The sequence below is a fragment of the Granulicella arctica genome (assembly GCF_025685605.1).
GTDB classification, from domain to species: domain Bacteria; phylum Acidobacteriota; class Terriglobia; order Terriglobales; family Acidobacteriaceae; genus Edaphobacter; species Edaphobacter arcticus.
Genome location: NZ_JAGTUT010000002.1, coordinates 361,748 through 386,030, shown reverse-complemented (window position 1 = coordinate 386,030; position 24,283 = coordinate 361,748). Strand labels below are relative to the sequence as shown.

Genomic DNA, 24,283 nt, shown 5'->3' with positions numbered 1-24,283 from the left:
CAATCCGCGCGCGGGTTTACGATCTGAACGAATTGCAGTTAGAAAAGACCGTGGCACGTACGCTCAAAACATCAGGCGTAGAGGCGAGCTAGGCTTTGGGTGGGGCAGCTTGGGCTGTTCTAGCGGCTAATGCCAGCCCTTGGCTTCAGGATTACGAAGCCTAGGGCTGCTCCTATGAGTGCGCCTTCGACATAAGTTATGTTTGGGCTGCCTTTGAAGAGGAAGGCGGAGATGATGATCGACGCGGCAAAGACCAAGGCCCAGTAGATGCGAGGTGAGGCGGCGATGCCGAAAAGGTTCATGCAGCAGCGTAGCAGCTAAGTCAAGGATCCGCCGACAACAGTTGTGCCGTGTGGGTGGAGTTCGAGTCCGGCCGGGTGCTTCTCGCTTACTTCCTGATCCTCTGACTTATGTTTACTCAAGCAGGTGAACTCACCCGCCACTTTTCTTTCTTTACTTCAGGTGCGTCTTTATTCGGGATTTTGGCATTTTGAGGTGCTTGGAGGCTTGACAGGATTTTGAGCTTTGGCCACCTTCGCAACTGGTGAGGGAGATATGGGTCTACCTGTGAGTGGGTCTCGCGTGCTGAGTTCTTGCTCACCCTTCGCGGTAGGGCTGCGAAGGATGGGGCACCCGGCGGTCTGTGTCGGGCGTAGCAGATCCCTCCGCTTCGCTGCGGGATGACAGACAAAAGACGAACGCCGCACTTGAGGTGACTTATGACGATTGGATTTGGGATGTTGCGGGATGTGACTGCTGGGGCTTTGTGTCTGGTGCTGGTGGGACAGCCGTTGATGGCTGCGGGCGCTCCCGCGGGTGGGGGAAAGAACGCGGAGGATGCGCGGGTGCTCCATGCGCTGAACCGTTTCACGTTTGGGCCGCGGCCTGGAGATGTGACTGCGGTTGAGAAGATGGGGTTGAAGCGGTGGTTCGATCAACAGCTTGACCCGCAAAGTATCGATGACTCTGCGCTTGAGGCGCGGCTGGCTAATTTTCCGGCGATGAAGCTTTCGCAGGAGGCGTTGATGCAGCGGTTTCCTTCGCCGCAGGTGTTGCGGATGATGGAGCGACAGGATCGTCCGCTGCCGAACGATCCGACGGAGCGGGTGATCTATGCGGACCAGATGGCGTTTTACAAGATGAAGCAGGAGCAGAAGGCTGCTAAGGGGGCTGCGGCTGCCGATCCGGCGATGAAGCCGGATGCCGCTGGAACAATGAAGGCTGGTATGGGGACTATGGATGTCGCTGCCGCTGCTCCTGAGGAGGCAGTGGAACCGCCGATGGCTGGGTTGGCGGTGCATGAAGAGGAGCTCTACGCCGGGCTGGACGCGATGCGGGTAATCAATCTGCCGGCTGATCAGCGGATGCAGCGAATCCTGGCGATGTCGCCAAAGGAGTTGATTGCGTTTCGGCAGAGCCTGAGCAAGCGAGAACTCGCAGAGGCGGTGCAGGGGTTGAGTCCGGAGCAGAAGGAGATCCTGGCGGCGCTGCCGGGTTCTGGGCGGATGGTGACGGGGGAGTTGCTGCAGTCGCGGGTGCTGCGAGATGTCTATAGCGATCGCCAGCTTGAGGCGGTGATGACGGACTTCTGGCTGAACCACTTCAATATTTATGCAAGAAAGAACCAGAATGAGCCGTTTCTGCTGCCATCGTTTGAGCGGGATGTGATTCGACCAAACGCGCTGGGACACTTTGAGGACCTGCTGGTGGCTACGGCGGAGAGTCCGGCGATGCAGATGTATCTGGACAACTGGCAGAGTATAGGGCCAGGGTCGCAGGCGGCACAGAATGGTGCGCGGCGGAAGGCGAACAATCCCAACTTCAAGGCAAAGGCCAGTGGGTTGAACGAGAACTATGCGCGGGAGTTGATGGAGCTGCACACGCTGGGGGTCGGCGGCGGGTATACGCAGGCGGATGTGACACAGGTGGCAAAGGTATTCACAGGCTGGACGATCGAGCGGCCGTACCAGGGAGCGGCGTTTCAGTTTGAGCCGAGGCGGCACGAGCCGGGGTCGAAGGTGGTGCTGGGACAGACGATTCGTGACGGCGGGATGGATGAGGGGCTGGCCGTGTTGCATGCGCTGGCTACGAGTCCGGCGACGGCACGGTTTATTTCGACGAAGCTGGCGGTGCGGTTTGTGGCGGATGAGCCGCCACCCGCGCTGGTGGACCGGATGACGGCTGCGTTCCTGAAGAGCAAGGGCGATATGAAGGTGGTGCTACGGACAATGTTCGACGCGCCGGAGTTCTGGTCGCCCAAGGTGTATCGGGCGAAGGTGAAGACGCCGCTGGAGTTTGTGGTGTCAGCTGCTCGGGCAAGTGATGCGGAGATCGGTAATGCGCAGCCTTTGGTGCAGGCGCTGAATACGCTGGGGATGCCGCTGTATGGGATGCAGACGCCGAACGGTTATAGCTGGATGTCGGAGCCGTGGGTGAGCACGGGCGCACTGGTGAGCCGGATGAACTTTGCGCTGGTGTTGGCGGGGGACCGAATGCCGGGGGTGCGGATTGGGCTGGGGTCTCTGTTGGGTGAAGGTGGGGTGCAGACGGTTTCGCTTTCCTCCGATACAGCTACTAGGGAGAAGGAGCGACGACTAGAGCTTTTTCTGGTCGGGGAGCCGGTGAGTGAGCGGACGCGGTCGGCGGTGCTGCGGCAGTCGGAGGACGGGAGTGCGCAGGAGCAGGCGGTGAAGGAGTTCTCCGGGGCGCTAGGAGATGGACCGGCTGGAGGGCGGATGGACCGGCAGGCGGGTATCATGGCTGGATTGTTGCTGGGATCGCCAGAGTTTCAGCGGCGGTAGTGCTGAACGATAGACGTAGGTTCCCTTCTGGAATGACACAAAGAAGGCAAGAGCCAATGGTGGGAGAATTTTACATTCCCACCTCCCAGGATCGGGATAGGGGGCACCCGGAAGTGTTGCCGAGACAGGGAACGAGCTAATTCACAACATAGTGGTTGATTTGGCGTTAGTAGTATCAGGGATTACGAACGGGAGACGATTATGGCGAATTGGAAGAGCTTTACGGATCAGAGCGACTGGGGATGCGATATGCAGGGGCGCGATCTGGCGCGGCGGGCCGTCTCCCGGCGTGGATTTATGCGGAATGGTGCGCTGGCGCTGATCGGGACCTCGGTGATTCCGAGTTTCCTGGTGCGGAGCGTGATGGCTGAAGTGACGACGGCAGCGGCTAATAAGAAGAAGCTGGTCGTGATCTTCCAGCGGGGTGCGGCGGATGGGTTGAACGTCGTCGTGCCGTACCAGGAGAAGAACTACTACGCGATGCGGCCTTCGATCGCGATTCAGAAGAACCAGGTGCTGGATTTAGATGGGTTCTTCGGGCTGCATCCTTCGCTGGCTTCATTCAAGCCCTTGTATGACCAGGGGCACCTGGCGATCGTTCATGCGGTGGGGTCGACCGATACGACGCGGTCGCACTTCGATGCCCAGGACTACATGGAGTCGGGTACACCGGGCGTGAAGGTGACGCAGGACGGCTGGCTGAATCGTGCTCTGCAGAACGGGCCGGTTGAGGGGAAGGCTAGTGCGTTTCGGGCGGTGGCGCTTGGGTCGCAGGTGCCGCGGACGTTGCAGGGCAAGCTTCCGGCGATCGCGGTGAGTAACCTCGCAGACTTTTCGGTAGGTGGGAAGGGGCCACAGACCTCGCCGATCTCGAATGCGTTTCAGGCGATGTATGACGAGAGCTCGGACTCTATGCTGCATGGGACGGGGCAGGAGACCTTTGAGGCGGTGCGGATGCTGAAGGCGGCCGATCCGGCACACTATCAACCGGCGGCGGGTGTGGACTATCCGAAGAGCCCGTTTGGGAACAACCTGAAGCAGATTGCGCAGTTGATGAAGGCGGATCTCGGGGTGGAGGCGGCGTTCTCGGATATTGGCGGCTGGGACACGCACCAGAATCAAGGGGCGGCAAATGGGCAGTTGGCGAATCGGCTAAAGGAGTTTTCGGATTCGATTGCGGCGTTCTGGAAGGATATGGGGCCGGAGGCGGAAAACCTGACGCTGGTGACGATGTCGGAGTTTGGCCGGACGGCTCGGCAGAACGGGACGGGCGGAACGGACCATGGCCATGCAAACGTGATGTTTGTGCTGGGTGGCGGGGTTCGGGGCGGCAAGGTCTATGGGAAGTGGCCGGGGCTGGCGAACGAGCAACTGAATGAAGGGCGCGACCTGACGGTGACTACAGATTTCCGGAATGTCCTAGGTGAGGCGGCGTATAAGACTCTCGGAGCGAGGAATATGGACGCAGTATTTCCGGGAGCGCAGGTGCGACCGGCGCAATTTCTTAACTTTGTGTAGCGTTTTAAATCCAAAACGGGACTTATGGCGTTCAGGATTTGAACTACGAAACTATTTCTGTGTATGTGTGCAAAATTGCTCTTGTATGTGACGAGTCTGCCGATACACTCAGAACGATCACTGAACGATTGTCCCATTTTCGAAAAATACAGTATTCAGTAAAAAAATATTAGAAACGGGCACAACTATTCCAGTTGGTTCGCGTCTGACTGAATGTACCAAGTAAACGCCAGGCTTGCTCTTCCTTCGGTTCTGGCTTCCCCTATCCGCAAAACCCTCCCCCTCCAAATACGTAAGGCCCCCACAGTATCGGGGGCCTTCACTCCTTAACGCGAGAGTCTCTTAGATGAGACCCATGCGGCGATCTAAGGCCAGGCGGCCTGGTCCGGCGAGGAGCAGCATGGTTGCAATGGCGAGCAGGGCGATCGAGTAGGCGGAGCCACTGTAGCCGTGGTGGCGATTAACCATGACGATGGCTGTGAGCATATTGCCGGCGACGAGGAACGAGAAAAAGCGGACGAAGAGGCCGATGAGGAGGCAGAGGCCGCCGACCACTTCTGTGAAGGCTGAGATGTAGCCGAGCCAGTAAGGGAGGCCGAGACTGGCGATGTAGTGGCAGTAGTGGTCGAGCGCGGCCAAGGTGTTGTGGCCGTGGAGAATGTTGGGGGAGTAGACCTTCTCCCAGCCACTGGCGAGCATGGCTACGCCGAGAACGAGGCGCAGAAGAACTACGCCCCAGGGTTGCAAGCTGTTGAGCCATCTGGTCATGAGGGTAGTTCCTTTACTTTGGTGGGGACTGAAGTTGCTGAACGGCGGCGGTGGCGTACTGGTCCAGAAATCGAGCCAGGTACCTGGTGAGCGTAGGCGCGTAGTCGGGGGTACCAGGCTTCGGCATCTCGAAGATGGTGATCCTGGGATCTGCGGCCGACTTGAAGGCGCTATCATCCTTTTCCGGTTGAATGAGGAGTTTCGGGGTCTTCAGGGTACCGAGGGGTTCGGTCAAGGGGAAGCGGTCGTGAATGAGTGCGTTGACCGGCAGGAATTTAGTTCGCGGGTCGTGGAGGATGATTTGGAGGGGATCGGGGTCGGGGGTGTCGAGGATGACGGCGGGGATCGCGGTTTGAGAAGCGGCAAGGTGAGCGGCAAGGCTTGCGGCTACACCTGTGCCGTACGGGATGATTTGGCCGCCAGGAACCGCGCGTGAGGTCATGAGGTAGTGGAGGGCGGTGTCGGCATCCTGGGTCATGCGGGCCTGATTGGGATGAACAGCGGCGCTCAGGCCGTAGCCGCGATAGTCGATGGCAAAGATATTGATGCCGAGATTGTGGAGGACGGTGAGGGTGGGCAGGGTGTCGATGAGGGAGCCATTGCCGGGCGGCAGGAAGAGGATGGTCAGGCTGGCGTAGTGCGCATCCTTGGCAGCGGGAATGGACCAGCCGGTTAGTTGCGGGGTGCCGCTTTCATCCGTGCCGAAGTGGATGAGTTCGATGGGTGTTCCGGCGATGGCTGCGGGAACGGTCGAGGTCTGCTTCGGGTGGAGGATGAGTTGCCACTGGCCTTGATAGAGAAGGAGGCAGAGGCTGCCGTACCCGCAGACGAGCGCGGCGATGATGACGAGGGCTACTGCTTTGAGGAGCCATATGGGGTCGACGACCTCGGGTGCGCCTGCGGGTGGTCTTGGCGGGTGGGAGCGATACTGCGGGGGCTGCTTGCCGGGATTTTGTTTTTTCGGGGTAGGTTTCTGCGGGGCCATCTTCAAGAACTTTAGCACTCGCGATGGGCGGAGACGACCGGGCGTGGTGCGCCATCTAAAGTAGAGACTGGAGAATTGACCGTGGCACAGTGGGTAAAGATTTGCAGTGTGGGTGAGGCTCCGAAGCCGAACCAAGTGGTTGAGGCTGAGGTGGATGGGATCGGCGTTTGCCTGGCAAACATCAACGGGGAGCTTTCGGCGATGGATAACTGGTGTCCCCATCGGCGCGGACCTTTAGGGCAGGGATGGATCGAGGGCGAGGCGGTGATCTGCCCATGGCACTCGTGGGCGTTCAACACCAAGACGGGCAAAGCCGACTATCCCGAGCATGAGAAGGTGGACGTTTTCCCGTTACGAGTTGAGGGTGAAGACGTGCTGATCGATGTTGCGTGAGTTCCGAGATGAACCTTTGTCGGTTCGTTTGAGCCATGAGGAAAACTTTTTGTTGCGCTACTGGTTAACCATAATAAGCTGCATCTAACTGGCTACCCGTATTCGATCCGGGTAGCCGGAACGAGGAGTTTTCATGAAGATTCGTAATGTAATGCTCGCTGTTATTGCCTTTGTCGTTCTCGCCGGATCCGTTATCCCCGCGAATGCGATGGCACGCCATCACCGTCATCATCACTATCGTCATCACCGCTAAACCGCGGTGTGATGTTGGTGGGAAATTCACAAGACCCGGCCTTGGTGCCGGGTCTTTTCATGTCTGCTGGGGCCTTCCTGACCGGTGAAGACTGATAGAATCGATTGAATCCACTCCAGATTCGCAGGAGAGGCAATGCTGGCAATGCTGGCGCTCGAAGACGGGCGCATCTTTCGCGGTACAAGTTATGGCGCTCAAGCGGAATGCTCGGGCGAGGTGGTCTTCAATACATCGCTGACCGGCTACCAGGAGATCTTTACAGATCCTTCCTATGCGGGGCAGATTGTTGTCCTCACCAATCCACATATTGGAAACTACGGAACGACTCCGCATGATGCCGAGGCGGCGCGGCCTTATATCGAAGGGCTGGTGACGCGCGAGTTTTCACCGATGAGCTCGAATTGGCGCTCGACGCAGGTTGCGGATGAGTACCTTGAGCGTTATGGCGTTCCGGTGATCTCAGAGATCGATACGCGTGCCGTGGTGCGGCACCTGCGGGCGCATGGTGTGATGCGCGGCGTGATCGCGTCCGGGGAGAATCTGGATGAGGCGGCGCTGGTTGCGAAGGCCAAGGCTGTTCGCAACATGACGGGCACCGATCTGGCGAGCGTGGTGAGCACGAAGACGACGTACCAGTGGGACGACAAGGAACCGAAGAACCAGACGGGCGATAAACTGCTGTCGGTGTCTGAGGGGGTCGACCAGATGCACGTGGTCGCGTACGACTTCGGTATCAAGGAGAACATTTTGCGGATGCTGACGCGCGAGAACTGCCGCGTGACGGTGGTGCCGGCAAAGACTTCCGCTGAAGACGTGATGGCGTTGAAGCCAGACGGGATTTTCTTTTCGAATGGACCGGGTGATCCGGAGCCGCTGGAGTATGCGGTTGAGAACATCCGTGAGCTACAAGGTCAGGCTCCGATGTTTGGGATCTGCCTGGGGCACCAATTGTTTGGACTTGCGCTTGGAGGCAAGACGTACAAGCTGAAGTTTGGACATCATGGCGGGAATCACCCGATCATGAATCACGAGACGGGCAAGGTCGAGATTACGGCGCAGAATCATAACTACAACGTTGATCCGTCAAGCCTGCCAGAAAATGTAACGCAGACGCATACAAACTTGAATGATGGAACGATGGCTGGGCTAAAACACAAGACGGACCCCATGTTCAGCGTGCAGTATCACCCGGAGGCTAGTCCGGGGCCGCATGATTCGCATTATCTGTTCCGGGATTTCCGGAAGATGATGGAAGCGTGGAAGAAATAGTTCCGGTATCAACCTGGTTCAGGACAAAAGGGCGCGGCGGTTCGAGCGCCCTTTGAAACGCCACAAGCTTTGCAGCAAAGAAAGAAGCAACGATGCCGCGTAGGAATGACATTGCGAAGATTCTGGTGATTGGGTCCGGCCCGATCGTGATTGGCCAGTCGGCCGAGTTTGACTACTCTGGGACGCAGGCTTGTAAGGCGCTGAAGGCCGAGGGTTATGAAGTGGTGCTGGTGAATTCAAACCCGGCGTCGATCATGACCGATCCCGAGGTGGCGGACCGGACGTATATTGAGCCGTTGAACGCAGCTTATCTAGAAGAGATTCTGCGGGTTGAATCTGAGATGTTGACGGATACCGGCGCGAAGGGCGTATTTGCGGTGCTGCCTACGGTAGGTGGTCAGACGGCGCTGAATCTTGCGGTTGATCTTGCTGACTCTGGCGTGCTGGACAAGTTTGGTGTGGAGTTGATTGGGGCCAAGCTGGAGGCAATTAAAAAGGCCGAGGACCGGCTACTGTTCAAAGATGCGATGACCAAGATCGGGCTGGATATGCCGCGGTCGCAGCTTGTGCGAAACGTGTCTGACGGGCTGGCGTTTGCGGCGAAGATTGGTTTTCCGGTGGTGATTCGACCCTCGTTTACGCTGGGCGGCTCGGGCGGGGGCATCGCATATAACCGCGAGGAGATGACGGACATTCTGGGACGGGGCATCGATCTTTCGCCGGTGTCGGAGTGCCTGATCGAGGAGAGCGTGCTCGGCTGGAAGGAGTACGAGTTGGAGGTGGTGCGTGACCTGAAGGACAACGTCATCATCATCTGCTCGATTGAGAACTTTGATCCGATGGGCGTGCATACGGGCGATTCGATCACGGTTGCTCCCGCGCAGACGCTGACGGATCGCGAGTACCAGTGCATGCGCGATGCGGCGATTCGGGTGATTCGGGAGATCGGGGTGGAGACGGGTGGGAGCAATGTGCAGTTCGCGGTGAATCCGCAGAACGGGCGCATGACGGTGATCGAGATGAACCCGCGGGTGAGCCGTTCGTCGGCGCTGGCGTCGAAGGCTACCGGATTTCCGATTGCGAAGATTGCGGCCCGACTGGCGGTGGGGTATACGCTGGACGAGATTCAGAACGACATCACAAAGGCTACGCCGGCCTGCTTTGAGCCGACGCTGGATTACGTGGTGGTGAAGATTCCGAAGTGGCAGTTTGAGAAGTTTCCTGGCGCGGATGAGGGGCTAGGGCCGCAGATGAAGTCGGTCGGCGAGGTGATGGCGATTGGCCGGACCTTCAAGGAGGCGATGATGAAGGCGGTGCGGTCGCTCGAGACGGGTAAGAAGGCGACGGCGGATGATATTGAGCCGCGACGTCTGACGCAGCGTTTGGTGACGCCGCATCCGGATCGGCTGGCGTATGTACGGTATGCGTTTGAGCGTGGGATGACGGTGCGCGAGGTTGCGCGTATGACGTCGATGGACCCTTGGTTCCTGTACCAGATGAAGCAGATTACAGATGAGATCAAGGCGATCGGCGGGAAGTCGATCGATGAGGTTTCGGCGACTGAGTTGCGGACGGCGAAGCGCATGGGGATTTCGGATGAGCGGCTCGCTGCTGGCTGGGGTCTAACAGGCTCCGAGGGGACGGCGGCTGTTCGCACGCTGCGGAAGAAGCTCGGCGTGATGCCGGTGTACAAGCTGGTGGATACGTGTGCGGCGGAGTTCGAGAGCTTTACGCCGTATCTCTATAGCTGCTATGACGAAGAAGACGAAGCGGCTCCGACGACGAACAAGAAGATCATCATTCTTGGATCGGGACCGAATCGGATCGGGCAGGGGATCGAGTTCGACTACTGCTGTTGCCATGCGGCGTTCGCGCTGCGGGAAGACGGCTACGAGACGATCATGGTGAACTGCAATCCGGAGACAGTTTCTACGGACTACGACACCTCGGATCGGCTGTACTTCGAACCGCTGACGCTTGAGGACGTGCTTGCGGTGTATGAGCATGAGGCTTCTTCGGGTGCGGAGATCGGGATGATTGTGCAGTTCGGCGGGCAGACGCCCTTGAATCTTTCGCTGCCGCTAAAGCATGCTGGTGTGCCGATCATTGGGACTTCGCCGGAGTCGATTGATCTGGCTGAGGATCGGAAGCGGTTTGGGAAGTTGATTACAGAATTGGAGATCCCGCAGCCTGAAGGGGCTATGGCTACGAGTGTTCCGGAGGCAGTCGCAGGGGCGAACAAGGTTGGGTTCCCGGTGTTGGTGCGGCCTTCGTATGTGCTGGGCGGCCGGGCGATGGTGATCGCTTATGACGAGGAGGCGATTGTGCGGTATATGAGCACGGCGATCGAGTATTCGCAGGAGCGGCCGGTGCTGATCGACCACTTTCTGGAGGATGCTACGGAGGTCGATGTCGATGCGCTATGTGATGGCGATGACGTAGTGATTGCAGGGATTATGCAGCATATCGAGGAGGCTGGAATTCATTCCGGCGACTCGTCGTGTGTTCTGCCTGCGGTCGATATTGCGGCGGATGTGCTCGAGACGATTCGGGTGTACACGCGGAAGCTGGCGATGGCTTTGAGCGTGCGCGGGCTGGTTAACATCCAGTTCGCGATCCAGCGGGGCAAGGTATTTGTGATCGAGGTGAACCCCCGGGCTTCGCGGACGGTGCCTTATGTTTCGAAGGCTACGGGTATCCCGCTGGCGAAGATTGCTTCGCGGATCATGGTGGGACGGAAGCTGAAGGAGTTGCTGCCGGAGCAGGTGGCGAATGGCCGCGATCTGGATACGGGATCACATTTCTTTGTGAAGAGCCCTGTGTTTCCCTGGGGCAAGTTCCCGGGTGTGGATACGGTGCTTGGTCCGGAGATGAAGTCTACGGGCGAGGTGATGGGCGTGGCCGACAACTTTGGCGAGGCGTTTGCGAAGGCGCAAATCGCTGCCGGACAGGTTCTGCCGATGAAGGGAACGATTTTCCTGAGTGTCAACGACCACGATAAGGAAGGTCTTGTGAAGCTTGCACGGGACTTTACGGAGATGGGCTTCCACCTGGTGGCGACGCATGGGACGGCGGCTGTTCTCGAGGAAGCAGGCATGCAGCCGGAGCGAGTCTACAAGGTGAAGGAGGGGCGGCCGAACGTGGTCGATCTGATCAAGGGGGATCGTATTCACCTGATCATCAACACTCCTCGTGGGCAGGATACTGTCTTCGATGAGAAGGCGATACGGCGGGCGGCGGTGCTGGCGCGGATTCCTACGATTACGACACTGGCTGCGGCGAGGGCTGCTGCAGAGGGAATCTCGGCTCTTCAGCGCGGGACACTGAGCGTGAATGCGCTGCAGGCGCTGCACCTGGAACGTGAGACTGCCGCAGTATGAAGTGAATTGCTGTAACCGGGGAAGGGAGTCTATAAGGGCTCCCTTTTTGTGTGTAGCGCCAATTTATCTTTGCGGGACTTAGGACTGAGAACTCGGTCTTTCGGCTTCTAGAATGGAGAGATGCTGCTTGAAGGATTGCACCTCCCGCTCACAACACCGTTTGCCCATGATGGCCGTTTGAACCTCCGCAAGCTGGAGCAGAATGTTGCGCACTATTCACTGACTCCGGCGGCTGGAATGGTCGTGCTTGGCCAGACGGGCGAGGCGGGGATGCTGTCTGAGGCGGAGCGTCGCGAGGTGCTGCGGGTTGCGCTCGATGCGGCGACGGCTACGAAGGTGATGATGGCTGGCGTTGCGCGGCAGAGTGTTGCGGGAACGCTGGACCTTGTTGAGGATGCTGCGGCGATGGGGTATGACGCTGTGGTGATCGGTGTGGAGTCTTCGTTGCGGGATCGGGAGCGGCGGATTTATTTTCAGATGGTCGCAGACCGTTCGAGTCTGCCGGTAGTTCTGACGGGCGACCTGTCGCAGGACTTGGTCGCGGAGATGGCGGGACATGCCCAGGTGCTTGGCTGGCTACACGACTTCGAATCGGCAGATGAGGTTCGGGATGTGCTGATGCGGACTGTCGCAGTGAAGCGCACAGTTACGGTGACGCAGGTGTTTGCGGCAGTGACGGGACGGATGATGGTGGGGCAGGCTCCCCATCTGCTTTCGGCTGCAAGCCTGACGAGTGGCGGGACGGCGGTGGCGGGTGCTCCTGCGAAGGCTGGGCTCAAGACGCGGACTAAGGTGGTAGGGTTTCAGGTGCTGATGGGTGGGACGGAAGGGATGCTGGCGGGGATGATCGCTGGTGCGGTGGGGGTGGCGCCTCCGTTTGCGGCTGCAGCCCCGCAGGGATGCTATGAGGTGGTCGCCGCTTGGAAGGACGGTGATCGGGGGTTGGCGGAGGAGAAGCAACTTCGGCTGGTGGAGGCGGCACGTCTGGTTGAGGGCAAGTTGGGCGTTGCCGGGTTGAAGTACGGGTGTGATTTGAATGGATATTTTGGTGGGGGTCCGCGGCTGCCTGGCTTGCCGGTTACTGGGGGGGAGCGGGCGGAAATTGAGGGAGTTATGGCTGGGTTGAAGAGCTAAAGACTCGGAGATTTGTCGCTATGTTTGGGCTGACAAAAGGCGGGCGCACTTGTCAGGTTGACGTGCGGTAGCAGGGAGCGCAGTTGCATCTGGTGCAACTGCGCTCGTCTGTTATGTGGTTAGTCGATGGTGAGGGCAATGGTTAGGGGTGCGGGTGCGACAACTCCGGTTACGCCGGATGAGGCAGTAACGGTTACGGTGTAGCTGCCGGTGGTCGTGCCAATAGGGGTTGGTGTTGGTAGGGGCGCCGGGCTGCTCGAGCCGCCGCAGCCGGAGAGAACGCCTAGCGTTGCGCTGAGGATGAGGAGTAGTGAGAGAGCTCTCCAGGGGTTGCGTCGGCGGATCGGGACCAAGGAGAGCAGGAGGCACGCCAGAGTCGCGCCGGTGGCTTCGAGGATGCTGCTGCGGGGCGAGGGGCGCTGTGCTGCACTTCGCAGGCTGGTGTGGGGTGTAGTGGTGGCGATGGTCAGGGCGGTTGATCCCGGTGCCTGGTTGATGGTGACGGCGTTGCTGGCGAGATTGCAGGTAGGCGGGAAGTTGACGGTTCCGGTGCCGTTGTAGGTGACGGCGCAGGTCAGGTTGACGACACCGGCGAAGTTGGTCTCGTTTATGGTGACCGTGGCGAGGCCATTCGCTCCGGCAGAGAGGGTGAGGGTCGTTGGGCTTGCGGAGAGTTGGTAGGTCGGCGCGGGAGCGGTCACGGCAATGTTGAGAACTGTGGAGGACGAGGATCCGTAGGTCGTGTCACCCCGGTAGAAGGCATAGACGGGGATTGTGCCTGCTGTTGGAAAGCTGATGCTGGAGGTGCTGGCCTGACCGTTGACGAGTGGGACGGTAGCGACGAGGGAGCCGCTCTGAACAAACTCGATGAGGCCGGTCGGGGTGGCGGTCGCACTGCCGGCGGAGCTTACGGTCGCGGTAAACGTGTCGGCACCGTTGACAAGGATGCTGTTTGAGGTGGTGCCGATCCTCGTGATGCTGATCTGGCCGGTGACGGTGAGGGGGATACCCGGAGCGGTGGAGGGGGCGAAGTTGCCGTCACCGCTGTAGACGGCGGTGATGGTGAAGCCTCCTGCGGCGGTGAGTTGCGTGGTGAGTACGGCTAATCCGCCGTTGATCGTGACAGGATTGCTAAGCGGTGTGGTGTTTGCGTAGAACTGGACAGTTCCGGTGGGGCTGCCCGCTGTGGACGAGGTGAGTGTTGCGGTGAAGGTATCGGATTGACCGGGGTTGATGGTTGCACTCATCTCACTTAGCGTGAGGGTGGTGGAAGCGGCCGATGTGGCCTTCGTGGCGGCGGAGATGAAGTTGGCCACGTCGAGCGAGCCGAGGCCTGTGGCCTGATCATAGCCTGTGGTGAGAGCATAGCCTGCCTGGCCTCCAGTGAGAGCGGTGGGGCTGGGGGTGCTGTTGTTGCACATGCTAGGGGTGGCGAGGGTGCAGTTGGCGACGCCGCTGGATGCCGTGGTGGTGTCGTGAAAGGCCGCGGGCGTGCTGGAGGCGAGGCGGTAGAGGAGCGAGTTGACGGTGCCCTGCGGGCCGCCGAGCTTCTGATCGAGCAGGGCGGCGATCGCGGCCATGGAGGGCGCGGAAGCGGAGGTGCCCGCGAAGCCTGTGAAGCTGTAGGATCCAGTGTTGCTTGGGACGCACGAGGCTCCGCTTAAGGCGTAGCAACCAAAGTAGTAGTCGTGGCGTGCGGCACTAAAGCTGATGTCGGGGGTGTCACGGGCTCCGTCGTTGGGAACTCCTACGCCGGTTTGGAAGGCAGGTTTGGGAGTGTAGATGCTGGCACCGCCGCCGGTCGAGGAGATGTAGGTGGTGACGTTGCCGCTGCTGTCCGTGACTGTGGGATCGTTCCAGGCGCCTTCGGGGATGTAGCTGAGGACCGAGACGTGGCCGGTGCCGTTAGTCGCGGACCAGTAGGTTGCAGGGCTGGTGAAGTCGGCGAACTCGGTTCCACCGACACAGGTGACGTAGCCACTGGAGCAAAGATAGTTGGTGCTGAGGAATTGAGCAGCGGGAGGGGCTGCACCATGAGTGTCACAGGCGGCGGCACCGGCATCTCCAGACGAGACGAAGACGGAGATGCCCTCGGCGGCGGCCTGCGAGAAGAGGGCGTCGTACGATGCGATGGTCGAGGCGCTGACGAGAGCCTCACAAGAGCCGAAGCTGATGGTCATGACCGGGTCCAGGAGAGTCTGGACGTTGTACTGCATGGCGGTCAGGATGCCGCCGGTAGCTGTGGAGCTGACGACGAGGTCGGCCTGGGCTGCGGGCGCGGTGCCAAGGACGCGCTGGACGTCGAGGGTGGCTTCGCCCTGATCCCCGGTGCCAGTCTGACCGGGATCCGCCCCGTTTGGCGGGACGACGAGGTTCGGCTGTTTCGTGGGCTGGCCGGCGATGGCCTGATAGGCGCTGATGTCGATGGGGTTGATCTGGGATCGGCCAATGATCGCCACCTTCTGGCCGGTGCCGGTGAGGGCGGGGCTGGCGGAATAGATGGGGTTTAAGTCGTAGAGGATGGCGAAGTCAGCGGGAGTGACATAGTGGCTGCCGGAGTTGGAGTTGAGCTGGGGTGGGTCACCGGGACCGGGTTGCGTCTGCGTGGTGTCCATGTGGAGCATGGGATAGGCCGGGATGTCGCTCAGTCCGTCGATTGCTGTGACGAGGGCGGCGAAGGCAGTAGGGATGGCGGGGGCGGCAGTGGCGGTGAGATGCGGCTTGAGTTGTAGCGCAGCGTCCTGATAGTTAGGCTCGGGGAGATTGACGTAGCGGAAGCCGGTACCAAGGGCGGTGGCCACGGTACCGGCGGTGCTGGCGATGGTGATGAAGGTGCGGCTGGGTGCGGTCTCGACGATGGTGAAGGATTGGGAGGTCAGCCACGCGGCGAGGCTGTCTACATCGTGCTGGGTAGGACCGTACTGATCGCCGATCTGCTGTGGAGTAAGCCAGTGGTGAAAGCTGGGAGAGGCTGGATTCTGCTGGTCGGCGAGGAGTTGGGTGAAGGCAGCTTGTCGCTCTGCCGAGCGGGAAAGAACGAAGGTGAGCCGGAGGGGTGCGGCGGTGGGAACTGGACCGGCGTCGTTCGCGATTGCGGCGGTTGCCCAGGAGGGAAGATGCCCGGCGAGGCGGGTGATGGCGTTTGCTTTGGGCGCCACTGTAACGCGGTTGGTTTGAGCAGGGAGAGACTGAGCCGGGGAGGCAGCTACAGAGAATAGTGCAAAATTTGCGGCACAGAGCAGGGTCGAGAGGGGCCGCCAGATGGTACGAAACATGAGAACTCCGTTAGTGCCTGGGATCGTGTGCGGCTACTGTATCGCATAGCAACGCTCCTGCGTCATTATTTCTCGCCTCTCCGGCAGTGGAAGATGAAGTGGAAAAGCGTCGGGGGCGCTCTGTGCAGTCGCGTGGGTCGACTTTATTCTTCTATTGCATTCCCATAGAAAGATGCCATACTCCTATTGGTAAGACATAGGAGTGGTGATGGGTGACAAGGCGGATGTGTGGCAGGGGACGCTGGTGTTGATGGTTCTGAAGACGCTAGAGATCCTTGGGCCGCAGCATGGATATGGAATCGCACGGCGAATTGAGCAGACTAGCGGTGATCTCCTCTCGCTGAACTATGGGACGCTGTATCCGGCCCTGCTGAAGATGGAGCAGGAGGGTTCAATTCGCTCGGAGTGGGGGTTGTCGGAGAACAACCGGAAGGCGAAGATCTATACGCTGACGGCTGCGGGGCGGCGGCAGTTGAAGCGAGAGACGATGAGTTGGGAGCAGACTACGTCGATCGTGGCGAGGTTCTTTGAGAAGACGGAGGATCCGGCATGAAGAGCTTGCGGGCGTGGTTGATGCGTGTGGCTGGAATGTTCTCGCGGGAGCAACGGAGAGCCGGGTTTGATCTTGAATTGCAGAACCATATTGAGTTGCAGGTTGAGGAGAATCTGCGTGCTGGCATGGGGGCTTTCGAGGCGCGACGAGCGGCCTTGATGAAGTTGGGAGGACTTGAGAAAACGCGGCAGGCTTATAGCGAGCGGGGGACCGTACCGTTTCTAGAGACGCTGATGCAGGACCTGCGATTCGCGGGGAGGCAGCTTCGGAAGAACCCGGGATTTTCCGTTCTTGCGGTGTTGATGCTGATGGTAGGGGTTGCGGCGAGTACGGCGATCTTTGCGTTTGTGGACGCGGCATTGTTGAAGCCGCTGCCGTACCCGAAGCCTGATCGGTTGGTGGAGGTGACGGAGAGCGTGTCGTTCATGCCGCGAGCGAATCTCTCATATCTCGACTATCTGGACTGGAAACGGATGAACCGGGAGTTCCAGTCGATGGAGGCGTTTCGGCCCACTGCCTACTTGCTGAAGACTGCTTCGGGTACAGAGCCGGTACCGGGTGAGATGGTGTCGGACGGATTCTTTCGAACGCTTGGCGTGGCTCCGCTACTCGGCCGCGATTTTTATGCGGGAGAAGATCTTCCGAGTGGGCCTATGAGCGTGATGCTGAGTTTTCCGGCATGGCAAAAATATTACGGCGGACGGAAGAGTGTGGTTGGGGAAGCTGTTTCCTTGAACGGTATTCCGTACACCATTGTTGGCGTGATGCCGAAGACGTTTGAGTTTGCACCTCGCAACAATGCGGAGTTCTGGACGGCGCTGCACGCTACCGATTCCTGCTCGCTGAGGCGGAGCTGTCATAACCTGACGGGAATTGCCCGGCTGAACGATGGTGTTTCGGTGGCGACGGCGCGGGCGAACATCATCACGATTGCAGAGGAGTTGGAGCGAGAGTATCCGGTGACCAATCGTGGTCAGGGAGTGAGCGTGATGTCGCTCTCGGAGGCGATTGTTGGGGACATCCGCCCAATCCTGCTGACTCTGCTTGCTGGCGCGGGGCTGCTGCTGCTGATCGCGTGCGTGAATGTATCGAGCCTGCTGCTGGTGCGGTCGGAGAGCCGGAAGCGGGAGATCGCGGTGCGCGGTGCGCTTGGGGCTTCGCCCTGGAGGCTGAAGCGGCAGTTCATTACCGAGGGCTTGATCCTGGCGTTGATTGGCAGCGGACTTGGGATGGCGGTGGCCTATGGTTTGGCGCGGGTGCTGGTGCAACTGGTATCGCGAGACATGATTATCCACATGCCGTATCTGGAGGGGATGGGGCTGAACCTGCGGGTGTTCGGATTCATCATGACTGTATTTTTGATTGCGGCGGTGCTGTTCTCACTTACTCCGATGTCGAGGCTTTCCTCTGTGGAGATGCGGGAGGGCTTGACGGAGGGGGCGCGCGGTTCGTCTGGCCGGGGCTGGCGGCGGCTTGGAGCGAACCTGGTGATTCTTGAACTGGCGGTTGCGGTGGTGCTGCTGGTGTGTGCGGGTCTGCTGGGTAAGAGCTTCTACCACCTGCTGCATGTGGACTTGAACTTTGAACCGCAGCATCTTGCGACGGCGATGGTGGTGCTGCCTGATGCGGTGTATGCGAAGGATGCGCAGATCGTTGCGGTTCGCCGCGAGATCGTGCGGCGTGTTGGAAATCTGCCGGGAGTTACTTCGGCGAGTGCTACGACTGTTATTCCGACATCGTGCAACTGTAATACGGACTGGATTCGCTTTGTTGGGCGGCCGTATGACGGCAAACATATAGAAGTGAATCAGAGGGATGTGAGCGCGGGCTACTTCACGACGCTGCAGACGAAGCTGGTGCGCGGGCGCTTCTTTATAGAGGATGAGGACGCGGGAAAGCCGCTGGTGGCCATCATCAATAAGGCTTTTGCGAAGAAGTATTTTGGGAACGAAGATCCTGTTGGAAAGAGGATGGGAGATACGGAGCTGACACCGAAGTCGATCAAGGAGATTGTCGGTGTTGTGGACGATCTGCGCGAGGCTTCGCTGGATGCTGAGATTGTGCCGGCGGTGTACTACCCCATCGACCAGAATACCGACTCTCAGTTCGCCCTGGTTGTTCGCAGCAAGCAGGATGTGAACACGCTGCTGCCTGTGCTTGCCCCGACTATTCATGCGATTGATCCGGGCGTCGGCGTGGTTGAGGAGGAGACGATGACACAGTACATCAGCGACTCGCAGTCGGCGTATCTTCACCGGTCGTCGGCGTGGATGGTTACTGGATTTGCAGGGTTGGCGCTGCTGCTGAGTACGCTTGGCCTCTACGGGGTGATTGCGTATTCGGTGAGCCAACGGGAACGGGAGATTGGGGTCCGGATGGCGCTTGGAGCACAACGGTCGGCGGTCTACAGGTTGATTCTTGGTGAGGCTGGGCGTTTGGCCGGGTGGGGAATAGCGGCCGGTGTGGTGTGTTCAGTGGGAGCGGCGATGCTGCTGCGGAGTCTGCTGTTTGGAGTGCAGGCGTGGGATGCGGGAACGCTGGCTACGGTGGCTCTACTACTTGGAACGTCGGCGATGTTCGCGGCCTATGTGCCGGCGCGCCGGGCGGCTTCGATCAGTCCGCAGGAGGCTTTGCGGTCGGAGTAGAGGCTTTCCTGTTGCGTTGCCACATGAGTTGTGACATGCTTGTGTGGCGTTACCACAGGAGGTTGTCGTGGCTGAGACCAAGCTTGATTTATTGCAAGGGACTTTGGACTTAATGGTGTTGCAGACGCTGGCGACGATGGGCGATCTGCATGGCTACGGGATCGCACGGCGGATCGAACAGGTAAGCGGGGAAGAGATCCTGCTGAACCAGGGAACAATTTATGCGGCGCTGGTGCGGTTGCAGCAGCGAGGACGGATCGCTGCGGAGTGGGGAACGTCGGATAACAATCGCAAAGCGAAGTTCTACTCGATCACGAAGAGCGGGCACAAGCAGATGGCCATTGACGTCGCGTACTGGCGCCGACTTGCCGGGGTGATGGGGCGAGTGCTGGCGATGCAAGCGGAAGGTGGCGAGTGATGGGATCCTTCAGCCGTCTGTTCCAGCGTATGGGTGCGGTCTTTCAAAGGCGTTCGCTCGACCAGAGCCTTGAGGCTGAGATCGCGAGCCATCTTGAGTTTGCGATTGAGGAGAATCTTGCGAAAGGTATGTCTCCGGGTGAGGCGCGTCGTCAGGCGATGTTGCGGTTTGGCGGCGTGGAGCGGGCGAAGGAGGAGCAAAGGGTAGAGCGCGGATTGCCGCAGATTGAGATCCTGGCGCAGGATCTCCGCTACTCGCTGCGGACGCTGGTCCGGGATCGTGGGTTTACGGTGATTGCAGTGCTGATTCTGGGGCTGGGGATTGCGGCGAATATTGTCGTCTTCAGTGTGGTGAATACAATCCTGCTGCGCCCGCTACCGTTTACTGCGCCCGAACAACTGGTGCGGGTGGGTAGTGTCGATCCGAAGGGTGGGATGTCGAGCGCTACGTATTCAGCGGATGCGTTCGACCAGTTTCAGCATCAGAACCGTTCGTTCCAAGAGGTGACCGGGTATTTTGGATTCTCGGGAAGCGACAACTTCAAGCTGACAGGCTATGGGGAGCCGGTGCCACTTTCAGGGCTGCCGGTGGTGGAGAACTTCTTCCACATGTTCGGGGTGCAGCCTCTCTATGGACGCCTGTTTACGGCGGAAGAGTGCCGGAAGAATGGACCCGCGGCGGTACTGCTCTCCTATTCATTCTGGAAGCGGCAGTTCTCGTCGAACCGGTCGATTGTTGGGAGCGCTATCAGCCTGAACGGAGTGCCGGTTACGGTAGTAGGTGTGTTGCCGGAGACGTTTGATTTTGGTTCGGTGTTTGCGCCGGGCACAAAGATTGATGCGTTTGTGCCGTCGGTGCTGGATGACATTCGGGATGATGGGAATACGATCGCGATCTTCGGCCGGCTGAAGCCGGGGGTGACGCTGGCGGAGGCGCAGAGCGAAGCCGATGTTCTGTTTCCGAAGCTGTACTTCCGGTTGACGGTTGCGAACTCCTCGGGTGGGTATACGGGAACGTTGACGGGATTGAAGGAGTTTGTGAGCGGCAAGCTGCGTCGTTCTTTGGTAGTTCTCTGGTCAGCTGTAGGACTGATCCTGCTGATCGTATGCGTGAACCTTTCAAACCTCCTATTGGCTCGCGCGGCAACGCGGAGTAAGGAGTTTGCGTTGCGGAAGGCACTGGGGGCCGGCGCTGGTCGGCTGGTGCGGCAGACGCTGACGGAGAGCCTTGTGCTTTCGAGTGGAGGAGCGCTGCTGGGACTGGTGTTGGCGTGGGCGATGATCACGTGGCTGGCACACCAGGGGTCGATTGCGCTGCCGCTTCTGAGTAGTCTACGGATCGATGGATCGGTGCTGGGGTGGACTCTTGGGATCACACTGCTGTCGGCGGTTCTGTTTGGATTGCTGCCGGGCCTGAGGATCTCTGGCACGAGTTTGATGGAGGCGCTGAACAGTACCGGTCGAGGCGGGAGTGAGGCACGCGGTCAGGATCGGCTGCGGTCGATGCTGGTGGTATCGGAGATTTCGCTGGCGTGCGTGCTGCTTGTAGGGGCGGGGCTGCTGCTGCGGAGCTTCCTGCATATTCTTGACGTTGATATGGGATTTCGGGCGGACAGCGCCGCGACGATCAAGTTGGACTTCGATGCGATTCGGTTGGATAGTGCGGGGAACACTTCGCCGGCAGACCGTACTGCCTTCTTTCGCGATGTGATTGGCCGCGTGCAACAGATTCCGGGTGTCGAGATGGCGGGTGTCTCGGATAACCTTCCATTGGATCGGAATCGAAGCTGGGGTATTCGCGCGAAGGGCCACGAGTATCGCAAGGGTGAGCTGCAGGCAACGTTCGTTTATATCGTCACGCCGGGTTACTTGAGGACGGCTGGAATACGGCTTGTGGAGGGGCGTGACTTTACGTGGAGCGATACGGCGACCTCGGAGAAGGGCGTCATCATCAACGAGACGGTGGCGCGGAAACTTTGGCCGGGGGAGGACCCGATTGGCCGTGCGGCGCAGACCGGTAGTAATGAGAAGGTTGTGATCGGAGTGGTGGCGGATGTTCGCGAGAGTAGTGCGGAGCGGGAACCGGGCTGGCAGATGTACCTGCCGACATCGCAGGAGAGTCCTGATGGGGCGCAGTTAGTGATCCGTTCGAAGCTGCCTGTGGCTACGCTGACGCCGAGTGTGATGGCGGTGCTGCGATCATTGAATCCCGCACAGCCGCGAGTGGAACTCCGACCGATGCAGGAGTTAGTCGATCGGGCCAGTTCGCCACGGCGCTTCTTTGTGTTGCTGGTGGCAGCGTTCGCCGGCCTGGGACTGCTGCTGGCTACACTGGGGATCTACGGGATCATCTCCTATTCCGTAACACGGCAGACGCAGGAGATCGGGATTCGCATGGCGTTGGGTGCGACGCTTGGACGGGTGCAGTTGGATGTGATCTCTCGGACGCTGCGGCTAGCGCTAATCGGGATCACTGTGGGGACAGTAGCTTCGTTTCTCACATCCCGGCTTATCGCTTCGCTGCTGTTTGGGACGAGTGCAAGTGACCCATTGACCTTTGCGGCGATGATTGTGCTGCTTGGCGTTGTGTCGCTGCTCGCTGGGTACGTTCCGGCGCGGCGTGCTTCACGGATCGATCCTATGCAGGCGCTTCGTAACACTTAGCTCTATGGTAGAAATGCCTACCCGCAGCTCGAGCGCGGGTAGGCGTTTTTGCGTATGGACGGTGTCCGGGAATGGACAGCTGGTTGCAGGGGTGGACACTTCGCACGTGGTTCAAAGGGCTAAGTAGTTGATAGGACGTAGCAATGTTTGGGTAGGTACGTGCAACAGAGAGCGCCGTGATGGATATTTCTAGACCTGATATCAAGCGTAAAAAGTTGCGGCAGCAGTTGATTTTTGGGGTCTGCGGAGTGCTTGCCCTGTGCGGCGTCGGCTTTGTAGTGAGTCGGCTGAAGCCTGCGTCGCCAGAGGTGGACCGAGCGACGATCTGGACGGATACGGTAAAGCGAGGGCCCCTGCTGCGGCAGGTGCGAGGGCCGGGCTCGCTGGTTCCGCGTGAGGACAAGATTCGGTTGATCCCGGCGGAGACAGAGGCGACCGTGGTGCGGATACGGGTGCTCCCCGGTGCGAAGGTGCAGCCAGATACGCTGCTGATGGACCTCGTCGACCCGACCGTGCAGCAGGAGTTGCTGGATGCGCAGTTGCAGTTGAAGGGTGCCGAAGCTGACCTCACCAACACGCGAGCAAAGTTGCAGAGCGACCTAATGACGCAGAAGGCTGCTGCGGCTACGGTGGGTGCGGATCATCACCAGGCGCAGTTGCAGGCGCAGACGGACAAGTCGCTGTTTGATCTTGGGGTGATCAGCGGACTGACGTATAGCGCCTCCAAGGGCAAGGCGGATGAGTTGACGACGCGGAACAATCTTGAGGGTGAGCGGTTGACGCTGAACGAGAAGGCAATTGCCACTCAGATGGCGGTGCAACAGACAAAGGTGGATCAGGCCAAGGCTCTCCTGGGGTTGAAGCAGAAGCAACTGGATGCGCTTAGTGTTCGGGCCGGAATCAGTGGAACACTGGTGGACCTGCCGCTCCAGGTGGGAGAGCATGTAGCGCCTGGTACGACGCTGGCGAAGGTGGTGCAGACGGACCAGTTGAAGGCGAGCTTGAAGATTGCAGAGACGCAGGCGCGGGATATCCAGATTGGCCAGCCAGCGGAGATCGATACGCATAACGGTGTAATTGACGGGAAGGTGACGCGTATCGATCCAGCGGTTGTAGCTGGAACGGTGACGGTGGACGTTGAACTTGCCGGAGCATTGCCGCAGGGTGCACGACCGGACCTGAGTGTGGATGGAACGATCGATCTCGACCGGATGGCGGATGTGGTGTTTGTTGGACGGCCTGCATTCGGAAATGAGAACAGCACGATTAACCTCTTCAAGCTGGCGGCCGATGGCAAGACCGCAGTAAGGGTTCCGGTGAAGGTCGGACGGGCTTCGGTGAACAGCATCCAGGTGCTGGAGGGTCTGCAGGCCGGGGACATGGTGATTCTTTCGGACATGAGTCGATGGGACAGTACGGACAAGATTCGGTTGGAGTGATGGGCTGCCAGGTCTTCAGCTTTGCTCAGGTTATGAGATTTGTAGTGAAAGGTGTGAGGGAACGATGAGCCAGATGATTATTTCGATTGAAGGAATGACGAAGGTCTTCTACACGGACGAGATTGAGACGCATGCGCTTTCGGGGGTTCACCTGGAGATCTCACGGGGTGAATACGTGGCTATGTCGGGGCCTTCGGGCTGCGGTAAATCGACACTGCTGTCCATCATCGGGCTGCTGGATACACCCACTACGGGGAGGTACATGCTGAACGGGAAGGAGGTTGCGAATCTGAACTTTGGGGATCGCTCGCGGATTCGTAATCAGGAGATCGGATTTATCTTCCAGAGCTTTAATCTGATTGGCGATCTCACGGTGGCGGAGAACGTGGAGCTTCCGTTGACTTACCGAGCAGGCATGCCTTCCGCTGAGCGCAAGAAGCGAGTGCAGGAGTCGCTTGAGCGAGTGAATATGGCGCACCGGATGCGGCACTATCCGGCGCAGCTTTCAGGTGGTCAGCAGCAGAGGGTTGCGGTGGCGAGGGCACTGGCAGGATCGCCATCGATCCTGCTTGCGGACGAGCCTACGGGCAACCTTGATTCTAAGAATGGTGAGGCCGTGATGAAGCTGCTGAAGGAGCTTCACGAAGAAGGCTCGACGATTTGCATGGTGACGCACGATCCACGATTTGCGGCGCATGCGGAGCGACAGGTGCACCTCTTCGACGGCAAGGTTGTGGCTGAAGGTGAGTTGCAGCATTTGATGGCTGAGATTTAGGAGCAGCAGGCGCC

The 24,283-nt window shown here is 59.3% G+C and carries 16 protein-coding genes; 12 read left to right on the top strand and 4 right to left on the bottom strand.

Annotation, left to right across the window (positions count from 1 at the left end; all coding sequences use genetic code 11):
- Positions 1–119: 119 nt before the first annotated feature.
- The gene (locus tag OHL20_RS21570) at positions 120–302 is read right to left on the bottom strand and encodes a hypothetical protein (RefSeq protein ID WP_263385368.1); all 183 of its coding nucleotides are present in this window, start codon (positions 300–302) and stop codon (positions 120–122) included.
- A 417-nt stretch (positions 303–719) separates the two neighbouring features.
- On the opposite strand from OHL20_RS21570, the gene OHL20_RS21565 reads away from it, so the two are divergent.
- Positions 720–2,801 carry a DUF1800 domain-containing protein gene (locus OHL20_RS21565; protein WP_263385367.1) on the top strand — a complete coding sequence of 694 codons (2,082 nt, stop codon included), beginning with the start codon at positions 720–722 and terminating at the stop codon, positions 2,799–2,801.
- A gap of 249 nt (positions 2,802–3,050) precedes the next feature.
- Positions 3,051–4,319, top strand: a complete 1,269-nt coding sequence (locus tag OHL20_RS21560; protein WP_396272749.1) for a DUF1501 domain-containing protein — start codon at positions 3,051–3,053, stop codon at positions 4,317–4,319.
- Between the two features lie 342 nt (positions 4,320–4,661).
- Here the strand turns inward: OHL20_RS21560 and OHL20_RS21555 are convergent, their stop codons facing one another.
- On the bottom strand, positions 4,662–5,087 hold the full coding sequence (locus tag OHL20_RS21555; protein WP_263385365.1) for a DoxX family protein: 426 nt from the start codon (positions 5,085–5,087) through the stop codon (positions 4,662–4,664).
- 13 nt (positions 5,088–5,100) lie between these two features.
- On the bottom strand, positions 5,101–6,072 hold the full coding sequence (locus OHL20_RS21550; protein WP_263385364.1) for an alpha/beta hydrolase family protein: 972 nt from the start codon (positions 6,070–6,072) through the stop codon (positions 5,101–5,103).
- 81 nt (positions 6,073–6,153) lie between these two features.
- Here OHL20_RS21550 and OHL20_RS21545 point away from each other — a divergent pair, with 81 nt between their 5' ends.
- The 4 genes from OHL20_RS21545 to OHL20_RS21530 all read left to right on the top strand — a co-directional run bounded on the left by OHL20_RS21545 (position 6,154) and on the right by OHL20_RS21530 (position 12,501).
- The gene (locus OHL20_RS21545) at positions 6,154–6,465 is read left to right on the top strand and encodes a Rieske (2Fe-2S) protein (protein WP_263385363.1); all 312 of its coding nucleotides are present in this window, start codon (positions 6,154–6,156) and stop codon (positions 6,463–6,465) included.
- 388 nt (positions 6,466–6,853) lie between these two features.
- Positions 6,854–7,987, top strand: coding sequence for a glutamine-hydrolyzing carbamoyl-phosphate synthase small subunit (carA, locus tag OHL20_RS21540; RefSeq protein ID WP_263385362.1), 1,134 nt, complete (start codon positions 6,854–6,856; stop codon positions 7,985–7,987).
- Between the two features lie 92 nt (positions 7,988–8,079).
- Positions 8,080–11,367 carry a carbamoyl-phosphate synthase large subunit gene (carB, locus tag OHL20_RS21535; protein ID WP_263385361.1) on the top strand — a complete coding sequence of 1,096 codons (3,288 nt, stop codon included), beginning with the start codon at positions 8,080–8,082 and terminating at the stop codon, positions 11,365–11,367.
- A 120-nt stretch (positions 11,368–11,487) separates the two neighbouring features.
- Entirely contained in the window at positions 11,488–12,501 is a 1,014-nt protein-coding gene (locus OHL20_RS21530) for a dihydrodipicolinate synthase family protein (protein WP_263385360.1), read from the top strand.
- Between the two features lie 119 nt (positions 12,502–12,620).
- Here the strand turns inward: OHL20_RS21530 and OHL20_RS21525 are convergent, their stop codons facing one another.
- Positions 12,621–15,776 carry an Ig-like domain repeat protein gene (locus tag OHL20_RS21525; protein ID WP_263385359.1) on the bottom strand — a complete coding sequence of 1,052 codons (3,156 nt, stop codon included), beginning with the start codon at positions 15,774–15,776 and terminating at the stop codon, positions 12,621–12,623.
- A gap of 208 nt (positions 15,777–15,984) precedes the next feature.
- On the opposite strand from OHL20_RS21525, the gene OHL20_RS21520 reads away from it, so the two are divergent.
- The 6 genes from OHL20_RS21520 (at position 15,985) to OHL20_RS21495 (ending at position 24,269) form a co-directional block, all read left to right on the top strand.
- Positions 15,985–16,329: a PadR family transcriptional regulator gene (locus OHL20_RS21520; protein WP_263385358.1), complete on the top strand. Its 345-nt coding sequence runs from the start codon at positions 15,985–15,987 to the stop codon at positions 16,327–16,329.
- The gene (locus tag OHL20_RS21515) at positions 16,326–18,974 is read left to right on the top strand and encodes an ABC transporter permease (protein ID WP_263385357.1); all 2,649 of its coding nucleotides are present in this window, start codon (positions 16,326–16,328) and stop codon (positions 18,972–18,974) included. The genes OHL20_RS21520 and OHL20_RS21515 overlap by 4 nt, the downstream gene beginning before the upstream one ends.
- 67 nt (positions 18,975–19,041) lie before the next feature.
- On the top strand, positions 19,042–19,392 hold the full coding sequence (locus OHL20_RS21510; RefSeq protein WP_263385356.1) for a PadR family transcriptional regulator: 351 nt from the start codon (positions 19,042–19,044) through the stop codon (positions 19,390–19,392).
- Complete coding sequence (locus OHL20_RS21505; RefSeq protein ID WP_263385355.1) at positions 19,392–22,055, top strand: ABC transporter permease; 2,664 nt, start codon at positions 19,392–19,394, stop codon at positions 22,053–22,055. The genes OHL20_RS21510 and OHL20_RS21505 overlap by 1 nt, the downstream gene beginning before the upstream one ends.
- A 179-nt stretch (positions 22,056–22,234) precedes the next feature.
- Positions 22,235–23,494, top strand: a complete 1,260-nt coding sequence (locus OHL20_RS21500) for an efflux RND transporter periplasmic adaptor subunit (protein ID WP_263385354.1) — start codon at positions 22,235–22,237, stop codon at positions 23,492–23,494.
- Between the two features lie 64 nt (positions 23,495–23,558).
- Positions 23,559–24,269 carry an ABC transporter ATP-binding protein gene (locus tag OHL20_RS21495; protein ID WP_263385353.1) on the top strand — a complete coding sequence of 237 codons (711 nt, stop codon included), beginning with the start codon at positions 23,559–23,561 and terminating at the stop codon, positions 24,267–24,269.
- The last annotated feature ends 14 nt before the right edge of the window (positions 24,270–24,283 follow it).